General features: G+C 68.6%; 10 protein-coding genes. 8 read left to right on the forward strand and 2 right to left on the reverse strand.

Features of this window, described 5'->3' with window-relative positions:
• On the forward strand, positions 1 to 714 hold the full coding sequence (gene tsaB, locus E5790_RS14845; RefSeq protein WP_049440310.1) for a tRNA (adenosine(37)-N6)-threonylcarbamoyltransferase complex dimerization subunit type 1 TsaB: 714 nt from the start codon (positions 1 to 3) through the stop codon (positions 712 to 714).
• Positions 715 to 1,367: 653 nt separating this feature from the next.
• Here tsaB and E5790_RS14850 read toward each other — a convergent pair.
• Both E5790_RS14850 and gshB read right to left on the reverse strand, forming a co-directional pair.
• Positions 1,368 to 2,252, reverse strand: coding sequence for an energy transducer TonB (locus E5790_RS14850; protein ID WP_014648095.1), 885 nt, complete (start codon positions 2,250 to 2,252; stop codon positions 1,368 to 1,370).
• Positions 2,252 to 3,199: a glutathione synthase gene (gene gshB / locus E5790_RS14855; protein WP_014648094.1), complete on the reverse strand. Its 948-nt coding sequence runs from the start codon at positions 3,197 to 3,199 to the stop codon at positions 2,252 to 2,254. The genes E5790_RS14850 and gshB overlap by 1 nt, the downstream gene beginning before the upstream one ends.
• A gap of 240 nt (positions 3,200 to 3,439) precedes the next feature.
• On the opposite strand from gshB, the gene pilG reads away from it, so the two are divergent.
• From pilG to E5790_RS14890, 7 genes are all read left to right on the forward strand, one after another.
• Positions 3,440 to 3,841 (forward strand): twitching motility response regulator PilG, encoded by a 402-nt coding sequence (gene pilG, locus E5790_RS14860; RefSeq protein WP_005418455.1) that lies wholly within the window; start codon positions 3,440 to 3,442, stop codon positions 3,839 to 3,841.
• 18 nt (positions 3,842 to 3,859) lie between these two features.
• Positions 3,860 to 4,222 (forward strand): response regulator, encoded by a 363-nt coding sequence (locus E5790_RS14865; protein WP_005410717.1) that lies wholly within the window; start codon positions 3,860 to 3,862, stop codon positions 4,220 to 4,222.
• Positions 4,222 to 4,752: a chemotaxis protein CheW gene (locus E5790_RS14870; RefSeq protein ID WP_014648092.1), complete on the forward strand. Its 531-nt coding sequence runs from the start codon at positions 4,222 to 4,224 to the stop codon at positions 4,750 to 4,752. Before E5790_RS14865 ends, E5790_RS14870 begins: the two co-directional genes overlap by 1 nt.
• Positions 4,753 to 4,793: 41 nt before the next feature.
• Positions 4,794 to 6,830 (forward strand): methyl-accepting chemotaxis protein, encoded by a 2,037-nt coding sequence (locus E5790_RS14875; RefSeq protein ID WP_014038185.1) that lies wholly within the window; start codon positions 4,794 to 4,796, stop codon positions 6,828 to 6,830.
• A gap of 100 nt (positions 6,831 to 6,930) precedes the next feature.
• Positions 6,931 to 13,662: an Hpt domain-containing protein gene (locus E5790_RS14880; protein ID WP_049441324.1), complete on the forward strand. Its 6,732-nt coding sequence runs from the start codon at positions 6,931 to 6,933 to the stop codon at positions 13,660 to 13,662.
• On the forward strand, positions 13,649 to 14,986 hold the full coding sequence (locus E5790_RS14885) for a chemotaxis protein CheB (RefSeq protein WP_049441322.1): 1,338 nt from the start codon (positions 13,649 to 13,651) through the stop codon (positions 14,984 to 14,986). Before E5790_RS14880 ends, E5790_RS14885 begins: the two co-directional genes overlap by 14 nt.
• Positions 14,983 to 15,447 carry a chemotaxis protein CheW gene (locus tag E5790_RS14890; protein ID WP_136191772.1) on the forward strand — a complete coding sequence of 155 codons (465 nt, stop codon included), beginning with the start codon at positions 14,983 to 14,985 and terminating at the stop codon, positions 15,445 to 15,447. Before E5790_RS14885 ends, E5790_RS14890 begins: the two co-directional genes overlap by 4 nt.
• The last annotated feature ends 15 nt before the right edge of the window (positions 15,448 to 15,462 follow it).

Consider the following 15,462-nt stretch of genomic DNA (forward strand, 5'->3'; position numbering starts at 1 on the left):
ATGAAACTGCTTGCCTTTGAAACCGCCACCGAAGCCTGTTCCGTTGCCCTGCATGTCGATGGGCAGGTCCTGGAACGCTTCGAGATCGCCCCGCGCCGGCACGCCGAGTTGAGCCTGCCGTGGGCCGAGGCGCTGCTGGCCGACGCCGGCATCAGCCGTCGCCAGCTTGATGGCATCGCCCTCAGTCGCGGTCCGGGTGCGTTCACGGGCGTGCGCCTGGCGATTGCCATTGCCCAGGGCATCGCACTGGCACTGGACCGCCCGCTGCTGCCGGTCTCGACGCTGCAGGTATTGGCGCTGCGCGCACCGGCGGAAGAAACGCAGATCCTGTCGGCCATCGATGCGCGGATGGGCGAACTCTACGTCGCCCGCTTCGAGCGCGTGGACGGCCTGCCGGTCGCGCGCGATGCCGAGCGCGTCTGCGCGCCGGCAGCGGTGGCGCTGCCGGAAGGGCTGTCGGCCTACGGTGTCGGTACCGGGTTCGCCGCAGCCGAGGGTGCGCTGGTCGCGCAGCTCGGTACTGGCCTGCGCGGATTCGACGCCACGGCATTGCCGCGTGCGTCGGACGTGCTCGCACTGGCGGTGCCGGCGTTCGCGCGCGGCGAAGCCATTGCACCGGAGAAGGTCGAGCCGGCCTACCTGCGCGACAACGTGGCACTGACCCTGGTCGAGCAGCAGGCCGCGCGCGAGGCGAAGGCGAAGGCCAACGGCTGAGCCCCTCGTGGCGGGGTTGGTTGATCGCATAAACCAAAGCCGCGCTTGGCCGGGCGGGGTGGGTTCGCGGGGGACGCCGTAAACCCCGCTCCGCGGTCCGGCCCAGCCGCTGGCGGCTGTGCGTTCGGGCGCTTGCGAAGCAGTGCTTCGCAAGCAAAGCGCCCTCACCTATGGGGGCTTGGCCGCGGCATCCATGCCGCGGACACCCCCGCGAACCCACCCCGCCCGACCTCTGACAGTTTCCGTGTGCGTCCGCCACGGAAAATCAAAAGAAAATCAAAGTCAACAGCGGATCGCTTCGCTCGCATCCACGCGTAGCGTGGATGTGTGTCGACCAAGGTCGACACCTACCAACAGCAATGATGCGTCGGGATCTGTCAGAGGCGGGGCGGTATGGGCTTGCAGCACCGTTGGCGCCATGGGCCCGAGGCACGCCTCGGGCGGGTTGGGCAGGACGCTCAACCCCGGTCTTGCCGCGTGCGCAGGACAGCGCACACGAGCAAGGCGCCATCGAGCCCCCAGGGACGGGTTTACGGCGTTTCCTGCAAGCCCATACCGCCCCGCCAAACCCAATATCCCAACCGCCGCTGTTGCTGTTGCCGTTGCTCCAGCCTTCCAGCGGGTCCCGGGCCGCAGGCCCGGGCAACAAACCCCTACCGGTCGTCGTGCAGGGTGCCACCCGGCAGGAACACCCAGGTGCGGGTGACCTGCAGGATGTCGATCTCGTCCTCGGTCTTCGGCAGCGGCGGGAATGGCTGCGCAAGCTGCACCACCCGCAGCGCCGCCTCATCCAGCAACGGCGTCCCGCTTGAACGCAGGATCCGGCTGCTTTCCACGCTGCCATCGCGGCGCACGCCCACGCTGATCACCACCTGGCCGCCGAGCCGGCGCTGCCGGGCCTCGTCCGGGTAATTCAGGTTGCCGACGCGCTCGGCGCGGTCGACCCAGGCGCGCAGGTAATTGGCGTAGGCATATTCGCGCGTGCTGGCCGACACGAACTTGCGGTTCGGGCGCTTGGCGTACTGCGCCGAGCGCAGATGCACCTCGGCCGCCAGCCGTGCCATCTCGGCATCACGCTGCTCGCGTGCCGTCAGCGGTGCATCCGGTTCCGGCTGCTCCGGTGTCGGGCGCGCCTGCGCCTGGGCCACTGCCTCTTCGCCGTTGCGGCTGCTGACCACCCGCGCCTGCGGCGGGGGCGCCGGCGCGGCCGATTGCTGCTGTTGCGGCACCGGGCTCAGCCCCGCCTGGGCCTGCGGAACGATGCCGGCCTGGTTGTCGCGCGGGCGCTGCGCACGGTCGTGCTCGCCGCCACCTTCCTGGCTGGCGGCGGCAAGGAAATCGGCCTGCTTCGGGGTCAGTGCGGTGCGGGTCTGGCTGAAGATCACCTCCAGCGTCGGCACCAGTGGTGCGTCGCCTTTCACCGCAAAACCCACGCCCAGGATCAGCAGGGCGTGGACCACGATCGACAGCGCGATGGTCGCGCCCAGCCGTTGCGCTTCGCGCGCCGGCGGGGGCAGGACGGCAGGTGCGGCCGCCATCAGCGCAGGCCGGCCTCGAGCGCGTCGAACAGGGTGCCGGCGATGTTCAGGCCGTACTGCGCGTCGAGCTCGCGCACGCAGGTCGGGCTGGTCACGTTGACCTCGGTCAGGTAATCGCCGATCACGTCCAGGCCGACGAAGCGCATGCCACGGCGCTTCATCTCCGGGCCAACCTGGCCGGCGATCCAGCGGTCACGCTCGCTCAGCGGGCGCCCTTCGCCACGGCCGCCAGCCGCCAGGTTGCCGCGGAACTCGTCACCCTGGGGAATGCGCGCCAGGCAGTAGTCGACCGGTTCGCCGTCGACCAGCAGGATGCGCTTGTCGCCGGCCGTGATGTCGGGAATGAACTTCTGGGCCAGCGCCAGCTTGCGGCCGCCGTCGGTCAGGGTTTCCAGGATCACGTTCAGGTTCGGATCGCCCTGGCCGCTGCGGAAGATCGAGCGGCCGCCCATCCCATCCAGCGGCTTCAGCACGGCCTGGCCGTGCTCCAGCGCGAAGGCCTTCAATGCCTTGGCATCGCGGCTGACCAGGGTCGGCGGGCAGCACTGCGGGAACAGCAGGGCGGCCAGCTTCTCGTTGTAGTCGCGCAGGCCCTGCGGGTTGTTGACCACGCAGGCGCCGGCAGCGGCAGCCACGTCCAGCACCTGCGTGTCGTAGATGTACTCGGCGTCGACGGGCGGGTCCTTGCGCATCAGCACGATCTGGCCGCGACCGAACTCGGTACGGCTGAACGCGCCCAGCTCATACCAGCCGGCCGGGTCGTCGCGCACCTGCAGCGGTGCGGTCTGGGCCACCGCCACGCCACCTTCCAGGGCCAGCCCGCCGGGCCGCACGTAGTGCAGGGCATGGCCACGGCGCTGGGCTTCCAGCAACATGGCGAAGGTGGTGTCCTTGGCGATCTTGATGTGGGCGATGGGGTCCATCACCACGATGACGTTCAACGGCATGGGCGCACCTGTCAGGCAAGGCGTTGATGGTAGCGGCAACGCCGGCCGTGTGCCTCCCCGCCGTAGTGCAACGCAGCGTCCGCCTGCCGGCAGCGCAGTCATTGCGAACCCGGTCACGTTCAGCCCGGTGCTACCCCCTGCGCGGCAGGCCGGCCTTGAAGCGGGCGCGGGAAGTGCGATATAGATACGCTTTCGCAGCGGCTCCCGCCAGAGATTGGGCCGTGCGCTTGGGGATAGGCAATGACTGAAAACACGACTGCGGGCGGGGAACTCGCAGGACTCCGGGTGATGGTCATCGATGATTCGAAGACCATCCGCAGGACTGCGGAAACGCTGCTCAAGCGCGAAGGCTGCGAGGTGGTCACCGCCACCGACGGCTTCGAAGCGCTTGCCAAGATCGCAGACCAGCAGCCGCAGATCATCTTCGTCGACATCATGATGCCGCGCCTGGATGGCTACCAGACCTGTGCGCTGATCAAGGGCAACCAGCTGTTCAAGGCGACCCCGGTGATCATGCTGTCGTCCAAGGATGGTCTGTTCGACAAGGCGCGGGGGCGCATCGTCGGCTCGGAGCAATACCTGACCAAGCCTTTCACGCGCGAAGAACTGCTGGGTGCCATCCGCACATACGTCAACGCCTGACCAGGGGGGAAAGGCACAATGGCTCGTATCGTCCTGATCGAGGATTCACCGACCGACCGCGCGGTGTTCACCCAGTGGCTGCGCCGTGCCGGCCACGAGGTGCTGGAAGCGGACAACGCCGAGGATGGCCTGCAGCTGGTCCGCGACCAGGTGCCGCAGCTGGTGCTGATGGACGTGGTCCTGCCCGGCATGAGCGGGTTCCAGGCCACCCGGGCGATGGCCCGCGATGCGGCGATCAAGCACATCCCGGTGATCATCGTCAGCACCAAGGCGATGGAAACCGACAAGGCCTGGGGCCTGCGCCAGGGCGCAGCCGATTACATCGTCAAGCCGCCGCGCGAGGATGAACTGATCGCGCGGATCAACGAACTGGTGGCCTGATGCGCTCGCCCTTCGACATCCTTGAAGCCTACGAACGACGCAGCCTGGCCCATGCAGTGCAGCTGCCCGGGCGGCAGTTCGCCCAGGACCTGTGGCGTGGCGTCGGTTACCGCGTCGGCCAGCGCCGGCTGGTGTCCGATTTCCGCGAAGTGGTGGAAATCGTGCCGATGCCGCCGGTGACCCCGGTGCCCTGCGCGCAGCCCTGGCTGCTGGGCGTGGGCAACCTGCGTGGCAACCTGTTTCCGGTGGTCGACCTGAAGTACTTCCTGGAAGGCACGCGCACCGTGCAGCAGGAAGGCCAGCGCGTGCTGATCATGCGCCAGGCTGGCGGCGACGTCGCACTGACCATCGATGAACTGTTCGGCCAGCGCAGCTTCGAGCTGGACCAGCAGATCGACGCGGGCACGTTGGCCGAAGGCCGCTACGGCCATTTCGTTGACCGTGCCTTCCATGCCGACGGCCATGACTGGGGCGTGTTCTCGCTCTCGCTGCTGTCGCGCACCCCTGAATTCCGGCAAGCCGCGGCCTGAGGCCGGGCATCGCCCCCTGCATTGAAGATCGAGGTTGAACGATGAGTACTGCTTCGGACGCCACCAAGACCGGCAAGCTGCGGCTGGGCGGCAGCAACCTCTGGCTGTTCCTGCTGCTGGCATCGATGATCCTGTTCGGCGTCAACACCGGCGTCGCCACCTGGCAGGGCAGCCGCCTTGCCGACGCCGGCTCCAAGGCCGCCGACCTGCAGGTGCTGTCGCAGCAGCTGGCCAACCAGGGACGTGACGCGGTCGGCGGCAACGCCCAGGCCTTCACCGCCTTCAAGGCCACCCGCAACGCGATCGAACAGAACGTGTCGACGCTGCAGGGCCGCTATGGCAAGGAGCCGGGCGTGTCCGGCGCCATCGCCACCCTGGGCGAAACCTGGGCGCCGCTGGGCAAGCAGGCCGGCCAGCTGGTGGCCAGCGAGCCGGCGGTGCTGGCGCTGGCCGGCAATGCCAACAACTTCACCGGCGCGGTACCGGGCCTGCAGGCCCAGCTGAACGAGCTGGTGCGCGCGATGTCCGCCTCCGGCGCCCCCTCGTCGCAGGTGTACAGCGCACTGCAGCAGGTCGTGGTGGCCGGTTCGATGGCCCGTCGGGTGACCGAAATGCGTGCCGGTGGCAGCGCCGCAGCGACCTCCGGGGATGCGCTGGCGCGTGACATCACCGTGTTCTCGCAGGTGCTCGACGGCCTGCGCAACGGCAACGAGGAACTGGGCATCACCGCCGTGCGCGGTGCTGCCGCCGTGGCCGCACTGGAGCAGTCGCAGCAGAAGTGGGAAGCGATGAAGCAGGACGCCGATGCGATCCTGGCCAGCTCGCGCCAGCTGTTCGCGGCGCAATCGGCGGCGACCGCGCTGGGCCAGGGCTCGGCCCACATGCTGGACGACAGCCGCAAGCTGTTCGATGCGTTCTCCTCGTTCGGCTCGGTGTCCGACACCCGCCTGTTCCCCAACTTCTGGATCGGCGTGGTGTCCGGCGCACTGTCGCTGATCGCGATCATCGGCTTCGTCTCCACCAACGTGCGCAGCCGCTCGCGCGAGCAGGAACTGCGTTACCAGACCCAGGTGGAATTCAACAGCCGCAACCAGCAGGCGATCATGCGGCTGCTGGACGAAATCTCCTCGCTCGGCGAGGGTGACCTGACGGTGAAGGCCTCGGTGACCGAGGACATGACCGGCGCGATCGCCGACGCGATCAACTATGCGGTGGACGAGCTGCGCCACCTGGTGACCACCATCAACGACACCTCGGCCAAGGTCGCGATGTCCACCCAGGAAACCCAGGCCACCGCGATGCAGCTGGCAGAGGCGGCGGGCCACCAGGCCAACCAGATCACCTCCGCCTCGGACCGCATCGGTGAAATCGCAGCGAGCATCGAGCAGGTGTCGCGCAACTCGGCCGAGTCGGCCGACGTGGCACAGCGCTCGGTGGTGATCGCCGCCGAAGGCGCCGGCGTGGTGCGCGAGACCATCCAGGGCATGGACCAGATCCGCGACCAGATCCAGGAAACCTCCAAGCGCATCAAGCGCCTGGGCGAGTCGTCGCAGGAAATCGGCTCGATCGTGGAACTGATCAATGACATTTCCGAGCAGACCAACATCCTGGCGCTGAACGCGGCGGTGCAGGCGGCGTCGGCGGGTGAAGCGGGCCGCGGTTTCGCGGTCGTGGCCGACGAAGTGCAGCGCCTGGCAGAACGTACCTCGGGTGCGACCCGACGCATCGAAAACCTGGTCCAGGCCATTCAGGCCGATACTAACGAAGCGGTCACCTCGATGGAGCAGACCACGGCCGAAGTGGTGTCCGGTGCGCGCCTGGCCGAGGACGCCGGTACCGCGCTGACCGAGATCGAGCGCGTATCCAACGCCCTCAATACCCTCATCAAGAACATCTCCATCGCCGCCCAGCAGCAGTCGGCCGCGGCCTCGGACATCACCCGCACCATGGGCGTGATCCGGCAGATCACCGGCCAGACCTCGCAGGGTGCCGGGCAGACCGCAGAGTCGATCGGCCACCTCGCGCAGCTGGCGGCGGACCTGCGCCGTTCGGTCGCCGACTTCAAGCTGCCGGCGTGACGCGGGCAGGGCGGCGAGCAAGGAACCAGTCGATGAAGCATTTCCATTCCCCACGCCAGAATCCGCGCGGCCATCGCGCGGCGGCGAACGGAGCGCGTCCATGAGCAGTCTGCGCGATGCGATGAGCCACGCAGCGCTGGGCTGGGTCAAGCCCGAGCTGGACGAGACCCTGCGCCAGGTGCGCAACGAGGTCGAGTACTACGCGGAAGACCCGAGTGATGCCAGCCGCATGCGCATCTGCGCCGGCTACCTGCACCAGGTGCAGGGCACCCTGCGCATGGTTGAACTGTATGCCCCGGCGATGGTGGCCGAAGAGCTCGAGCAGCTGGCCAATGCCATCGGCGCCGGCCAGGTGGCCGACCGGGATGAAGCCTGTGCGACCCTGATGCGTGGCAGCGTGCTGCTGCCGGACTATCTGGAGCGCCTGCAGAACGGCCATCGCGACATTCCGATCGTGCTGATGCCGCTGCTCAACGAGATCCGCGCGTCGCGTGGCGAAGAAGGCGTCAACGACAGCGTGCTGCTGGCCTTTGCGCCGGACAGCATCACCGCCACCGAGGCCGAGCTGGACCATGCCCGGGGCAGCCTGAGCGGGCGCAACCGCGAGCTGCTCGATACCGTCGGCAGCGCAGTGAAGGAAGAACTGCTGCGCATCAAGGATGCGCTTGACCTGCACCTGCGCACCGGCGGTGCACCGGAACAGCTGCAGACCCAGGCCAACGAACTGGGCGCCGTGGCCGACACGCTGGGCATGATGGGCCTGGGCGTGGCCCGTGGCGTGGTCGTGCAGCAGCGCGACGCGCTGCGTGGCGTGGTCGAGGGGCGCCAGCAGATCGACGAGAACCTGCTGCTGGATATCGCCGGTGCGCTGCTGTACGTCGATGCCTCGCTGGACGACCAGGTTGCCCATCTGGGCGCCGGCGGCAGTGGCGAGGACGATCCGAGCGCGGTGGAGAACCGGCGCACGGTGGAAGTGCTGGCCCATGAAGCCATCGCCAACTTCGCTGCCGCCCGCGAGCATTTCGTCGCCTTCATCGAAACCAGCTGGAACCATGCCGAGCTGCAGGATGTACCGCGCCTGCTGGGCGATGTGTCCGGCGCGCTGCGCATGCTCGACCTGGGTACCGCCGCCGATTACCTGCGTGGCGTGCAGCAGTACATCGAGGCCGAGCTGATCGGCCGCCAGCGCGTGCCCAGCGGCCGCCAGCTGGACACCCTGGCCGATGCCATGGCCAGCCTGGAGTACTACCTGGAAGCCCTGCGCGATCGTCGCCCGGGCCGCGAAGACATCCTCGAAATCACCCGCAGCAGCCTCGAGGCACTGCGCTACTGGCCGCTGCCCGAACGCAACGCCGCCGCACCGGAAGCGCCGGCAGCGCTTGCGATCGAACGTGAGCCGCTGCCGGTGCAGGTCGAGCCGCTGCAGCCCGAGCGCATCGAGGTACCGGTGCAGCCTGCTGCGCCCGCGGCCGGCGACGTGCCGGTATCGCTGCCGGACTTCACCTTCGATCCGCCGCCGGCCACACCGGCACCGAGGGTGCCCGACAACAGCCTGATGTTCGGCGCGCTGGGCACCGCGGGCGTCGTGGCCGCCAGCCCGTTGGATGCTGGCGCCTCGCCGCTGCCAACACAGGATGATGCCGAGGCATCGCTGGTCTTCGCCGCGTCCAGCGCACCTGCGCCTGATGTCCCACAGTGGGAGCTGGCGCCGTTCTACCCCGAAGCCGAGGCGGCCGCGCCCGCCGGCGACGAACGCGCGCCGACGTTCGCCAGTTTCGATCCCGTCAGCTTCGAACTGGCCGACAGCGATCACGCCGATGCACCGCAGTGGTCGCTGTCCGAGGCGCCGCAGGTGCTCGAGGAAAGCGCAGCGCCTGCGATCGACGAGACGACGGACAGCGTGGTTTCGCCCGTGACCGGATTCGATGCTGCGCCGGTGTTCGATCCGGTAGCGGCCGAACGGGGCGCGGTTGCCGAGGCCGACGACGTGGTGTTCCGCTTCGACGCCGATGCATTGGACAACGCTGACGATGTGCTGTCGCTGCACGCGATGGAAACGTTGTCGCTGGACGATGACGCCGGGTTGCATCCGTCGCTGGAGATCGTCGATGCCGTGGCGCCGCCGCTGGCCGATGCATCGCCTGCGGCGGAGGTCAGGGTGGACGAGGCTCCGGATGACCTGCCGGCATCGTCGATCACGCCGCCGTCGATCGAAGCGCCCGCCCCGGCAGCGGAAACGTCGGCGCCGGCCGTGTCGGTGATCGATATCGACACCATCGCGCCGATCGATTTCAGCGAAGCCGATGCCCAGTTCTTCGCCGAGCTGAGTGCAGCTGCTGCCGGCTTCAATCCGCAGGCGATGCCCACCGCGACGGCACCGGAGGCGGTCGTTGCGACCGGCGCCGACGCCAATGCCGACGCGACTACGGGCTTCGACGCCGGCTTCGACGACGACGCCGAGAACATCGACGAGGACATCCGCGAGGTGTTCCTGGAAGAGTTCGACGACGAGCTCGCCAATCTGGGCACGCTGCTGCCGGCGTGGCGCATGCAGCCGGACAACATGGACCGGCTGCGCCCGATCCGCCGCATCTTCCATACCCTCAAGGGCAGTGGCCGCCTGGTTGGCGCACGTACGCTGGGCGAGTTCGCGTGGAAGATCGAAGGCATGCTCAACCGCGTGCTGGATGGCAGCCGCGCCGCCTCGCCGGCGGTGCTGGCGATGGTCGACAACGCACATGCGGCGCTGCCACAACTGAACGCAGCGCTGCGCCACGGCCAGCGCATCAGCGTCGACCTGCAGGCCATGCAGGCCATTGCCGATCGTGTCGGCGCAGGCGAGGAAACCTACTACGTACCGCTGCCGGGTGCGGCTGCGCCGGTTGTACCGGTTGCTGAAGCTGACGGCGAAGACGAGATCAGCCGCATTCTCGATGTGGAGGCTGCCGCCTCGGCGCCGGCCGATACCGACGTGGAGGCCGAAGTGGCCGGTACGCCGGCCAACATCGACAGCGTGCTGCGCGAGATTCTCGAGGCCGAGGTGGAAGTCCACCAGGCCACCCTGCAGGACTGGCTGCGTTCGGCGCAGCAGGCGCCGCAACCGGTCAGCGATGCACTGCTGCGCGCGGTGCACACCATGAACGGCGCCTTCGCGATGACCGAAGTGCCCGAGATCACGGCGGTGACCGGCGGCGCGGAGTCCTACATCAAGCGCGCACTGGCCGCCGAGGTGGTCCCGGGTGATGAAGGCGTAGCCGCCCTGGATGCGACTGCGCAGGCGATCACCGCCACCATGGAAGCGTTGCAGGCCGAACAGCCGCGCATCGCGCCGCAACAGGTACTCGCGCAGCGCCTGCAGGCGCTGGCTGGCGCGTTGCCGGAAGCGCGCTGGCCGATGGTGGGCCTGGAAGACGAAGAAGACGATCTGGCGCTGGATGACGAACCGCCGGTGGAACTGGACGCGGATGCATCGACAGCCGTCGCGCCTGAATCCGATGCGGTGCCGCATTCTTTTGCCGCACCGGAGCAGGACGCGGAAGCACGTGCCGATACTGTCGAAGCCCCGGTCGCCGACGTGGCGATCGAGGCCGGGCTGGAGGTCGGTGAGCTGACGGCCAGCGATGATCTTTCGCGCTACTTCGATGCCGGATGGCCGTCCGTACCGGGTGAGGAGGATGCGTCGCTGCCGGTGGTCGAATCGATCCAGGTGGCCGACGACGTTCCAGCCGTTGCCGTAGCCGGTGTCGAGGCGGAGGCCGAAGGCGTGCTGCGGTTGTCCGACGATGCCGGTTTGACCGTCGTGGATGATCTGTCGCCGTACCTGGATGCCAGTGCGCTGCCGGTTGACGACCGCGACGCCGAAGAGACTCCGGCCGCTGTCGAAGCCGTCGCATCTGACCTGAATGCGCCCTCGGCCGATCGCGCGCACGTCGCTGATGCCACGGCGTTCGAAATGCCTGCTGCACTGCCACTCGACAGCGAGCTGTCGAGCCTGCAGGATGAAATGGCTGCGCCGGGGTTTGCAGAACCGGTCTCGCTGGAAGCCGCGCTCGAGGCCGGCCTGCACGTGATCGACGAAGAGCAGCCCCTGGCCGACGACGGGCAATGGCCCGTGCTCGGCCTGCAGGCCAGCGAACTCGCGCCGGGCGAGGCGGAAGCCTTTGCCGAGGATGCGGACGTCGGCGGGGAGGCGGCGATCGGTGAAGGAGAGAGCGCCGATCAGCCGTCCCCGGCGACGGTGAATGAGGAGATCGCGGAGGCCGCAGCGCAGGCCACCGCCGAACCGGTACGCTTCTTCGAACTGGAAGACGCGCCGGGCCAGGCGGAGGTCCACGCCGAAGCTGCCGGCGTCGACGCGGTTGCGGTGTCGGATGCCGTGGCAGCCAGCGCGCCCGAAGCCGACGTGCCTGAAACCGTGACACCTGACATCCTTGCCATGCCGGTGCCGGAAGACAGCACCGATACGCTCGACTTCAGCGTCTACGATCGCGAGCTGGTCGACATCTTCGTCGAGGAAGGCAAGGACCTGCTCGACCACTGCGATGGCCTGATCAGCGAGCTGCGTGATGCACCGCAGGACCGCGAGGTGCTGGCCGGCCTGCAGCGTGACCTGCACACCCTGAAGGGTGGCGCACGCATGGCCGGCATCAACGCCATCGGTGATCTCGGCCACAGCATCGAATCGTTGCTGGAGGCGGTCGCCGCCGGTCGCACCGAGATCGAACGCCGCGATGTGCAGTTGCTGGAGCGCGGATTCGATCGCCTGCACCAGCTGCTGACCCGCACCGGTAACCACCGCGTGGTGGAACCGGCGCAGGATCTGGTCGATGCGTTCGAAGTGCGTACCACCACCGATATTGCCGCAGCAGCAGCGGCTGCCGCAGGCGCAGCGGACGTGGCGAGCGTTGCAGAAACCGCGTCGGCAGCGGTCGCCGGCCCTGCGCCGGCACTGCTCGATGCGCCGTTGTCGGCACCGCTGCCGGCCGAAGGCGTGATCGATGAAGATCCGCTGGCGCGCCCGCAGCAGGAACAGGTGCGCGTGCGCGCGGATCTGCTCGACCGCCTGGTCAACCATGCCGGTGAAGTGGCGATCTACCGCTCGCGCCTGGAACAGCAGCTTGGTGCCTTCCGCGGCGCGATGGGCGAGCTGGAGCGCACCAATGCGCGACTGCGCGACCAGCTGCGCCGACTCGACCTGGAAACCGAGGCGCAGATCGTCGCCCGCTACCAGCGTGAGCAGGACCAGGCCGATCAGAAGTTCGATCCGCTGGAACTGGACCGCTTCTCCACGCTGCAGCAGCTCAGCCGTGCACTGAACGAGTCGGCGGCCGATCTCGGGGGCCTGCAGGGCGTGCTCGACGATCTGTCACGCCAGTACGATTCGTTGCTGCAACAGCAGTCGCGCGTCAGCTCCGAGCTGCAGGACGGCCTGATGCGCGCGCGCATGGTGCCGTTCGATGGCCTGGTGCCGCGGCTGCGCCGCGTGGTCCGCCAGTCCGGCATGGATACCGGCAAGCAGGTGCACCTGACCCTCGAGGGCACCCACGGCGAACTGGACCGCAATGTCCTCGACCGCATGGTCGCGCCGCTCGAACACATGCTGCGCAACTCCGTGGCCCACGGCCTGGAAGCGCCGGAACAGCGTCGCGCCGCCGGCAAGCCGGAAGAGGGCGAAGTCGCCATCCGCCTGCACCGTGAAGGCTCGGAAATCGTGCTGGAAGTGGCCGATGACGGTGCTGGCCTGGACCGCGAAGCGATCCGACGCCGCGCCATCGATCGTGGCCTGTTGGCCGCCGACGCGCAGCCCAGCGAGCAGGAACTGGACAACCTGATCTTCGCCTCCGGTTTCTCCACCGCCGACCAGGTCAGCCAGCTGGCGGGTCGTGGCGTGGGCATGGACGTGGTGCGCAACGAAGTGCGCCAGCTCGGCGGCTCGGTCGACATCCAGTCGGTGCGTGGCCAGGGCGTGCGCTTCACCTTGCGCCTGCCGCAGACGCTGGCCGTCACCCAGGCGGTGTTCGTGCAGATCGGTGAAACCACCTTCGCCGTGCCGGTGGCCTCGGTCAGTGGTATCGGCCGCCTGTCACGCGAACGCTTCGAGGCCGCCGACAGCAGCTACCGCTACAGCGGCGAAGACTATCCGCTGTATGACCTCGGCAGCCTGGTCGGGCAGGCCCCGGCACGCGCCGATGGCCAGGACCAGGTGCCGCTGCTGCTGGTGCGTGCCGGTGACCTGCGCGCTGCCGTGGCGATCGACCAGGTGCTGGGCAACCGCGAAATCGTGGTCAAGCCGGTCGGCCTGCAGATCGCATCGGTACCGGGCATCTACGGTGCCACCATCACCGGCGATGGTCGCGTGGTGGTGATCCTGGACGTCGCGCCGCTGGTGCGCCGTTTCCTCGCCAATCCGACCGCACCGGTGCTGGCCAATGCACCGCGCGACGAACGCCAGGTGCCGCTGGTGATGGTGGTCGATGACTCGCTGACCATGCGCAAAGTGACCGGACGGATCCTCGAACGGCACAACTTCGAAGTCAGCGTCGCCCGCGATGGCGTGGAAGCACTGGAGCGGCTGGAAGAGCGCGTGCCGGACCTGATGCTGCTGGATATCGAGATGCCGCGCATGGACGGCTACGAGCTGGCCACGGCGATGCGCGCCGACCCGCGCTACAAGGATGTGCCGATCGTGATGATCACCTCGCGCAGCGGCGACAAGCACCGCCAGCGCGCCTTCGAGATCGGTGTCCAGCGGTATCTGGGAAAGCCGTACCAGGAACTGGACCTGATGCGTAACGTGTACGACCTGCTGGGGATCGCCCGTGTCCGTGAGTGAAACCCATCCGGCCCCGGCCGTCGCCCTGCTGGCCCGCCCCGGTGCGGCGCGCGAACGCCTGCGCGAGGCGCTGTCGCATGCAGATGTGCAGCTGGTTCTGGAAGATGACCCGAACGGCTTGGAGCCACAGGTCCTGCAGGCTGCGGATCCGCAGTTCGTGGTGATCGCGCTGGAAGCGGCCATCGAGGACGCACTGGAACGGCTGGACGCCGCGCTCTCGGCACCGGGGCTGACCCTGGTGTTCGATGAGGCCGAGCTGGCCGCGCGCCGCGACGGCTGGGAGGCGCAGCGTTGGGGGCGCCATCTGGCCGCCAAGCTGCACGGCCACCAGCAGGTGTTGCCGCCGGGTGCCGAGGAAGAGCCCAGCCTGCAGCTGGAGCCCGGCCATCCGGCGCCCGCGCCGGCACCGCAGGAAGAAGCCCTGCAGCCGCATCTGGCGCAGGCGCTGAGCTGGGCCGATGACGTTCCGGCCGACGGTCTGTATTCGCCGCCGGCACACCTGCACGAACCGATCGCGCTGGAGCAGGCCCTGGCGGCACTGCAGCCGGACGTGCCCGAACCACGGGATCCGCCTTCGCCGCCGCAAGCGCCGGCCGAACCGGCGGCGCCTGCGGCACCGCCGATCTCCTTCGATCACACCGCTTGGTCGCTGGTCGAGGAATCGATCGAAGCGCCGGCACCGGCAGAAGTGGCGGCGCCGGCCGCTGCGCCGCAGCCCTCCTTCGATACCGATCATTTGACCCTGGTCGATCTGGATGCCGCCGCCCCGGCCGGTGCGCGCGCCGCATCAGTGCTGGTGCTGGCCGGCATCGGTGGCCCGGATGCGTTGCGTCGCCTGCTCGGCGCACTGCCCGCGTCGTTGAGCGTGCCGGTCCTGGTGCACATGCGCCTGGACGGTGGCCGCTACGGCAACCTGGTCAAGCAGATGTCGCGTGTTTCGCCGTTGCCGGTGCAGCTGGCCGAGGCCGGCCAGCGCGCCGCGCCGGGCGAGGTCCACGTGCTGGCTGATGATATCGGCGTGCGCGCGGCCAGCGATGGCCTGCATTTCCAGAGCGATGCCACCGGTATTTCGCTCGCTGCATTGCCGGCCGCACACACTGCGCTGGTGCTGCTCAGCGGTGCCGACCTGGCCCATGTCGGCCCGGCGCTGGACCTGGCGGCCGCCGGTGCGTGGGTGGCCGGGCAGGTAGGCGAGGGCTGCTACGACCCGGCTGCGGCCACCGCCGTGGTTGCTGCCGGCATGGTGGCCGGTGAACCGCAGGAGCTGGCGCAGGCAATTGCCGCGCGCTGGGGTGAGCAGGACGACAACGGAGAGGCACCATGAGCTACGCCAGCAACGACGAAATCCGCGGCGTCCTGATCCAGGCCGGCAACGAGCGCGTACTGCTGCCCAATGCCACCGTGGCCGAAATGATGTCGCGCGTACCGGTGCAGCCGGTCTCCGATGCACCGCGCTGGCTGGTTAGCGAGATCGGCTGGCACGGCTGGCAGGTGCCGCTGGTGTCGTTCGCACGCCTTTCCGGGCTGGGCGAAGAGACGGTGGCCGGCCACAACAAGGTGGTAGTACTGAAGTCCCTCAGCGGCAACGCGCAGCGCCCGTACTACGCGCTGCTGACGCAGAACTTCCCGCAGCTGATCTCGGTGCCGCGCGACGGCCTGCTGGCCGACGCCTCCGAAGAAACCCTGCCGCAGATCGTGCACATGCGCGTGCTGCTGGGTGAGCAGAGCGCGCTGCTGCCGAACCTGGATGCACTGGAAGCGGCGCTGGATTCGCTGGCGGCCTGATCGGCAATCCGCCGG

Origin of the sequence: Stenotrophomonas sp. PAMC25021, assembly GCF_004795795.1 — a bacterium.
Lineage (GTDB): Bacteria > Pseudomonadota > Gammaproteobacteria > Xanthomonadales > Xanthomonadaceae > Stenotrophomonas > Stenotrophomonas muris.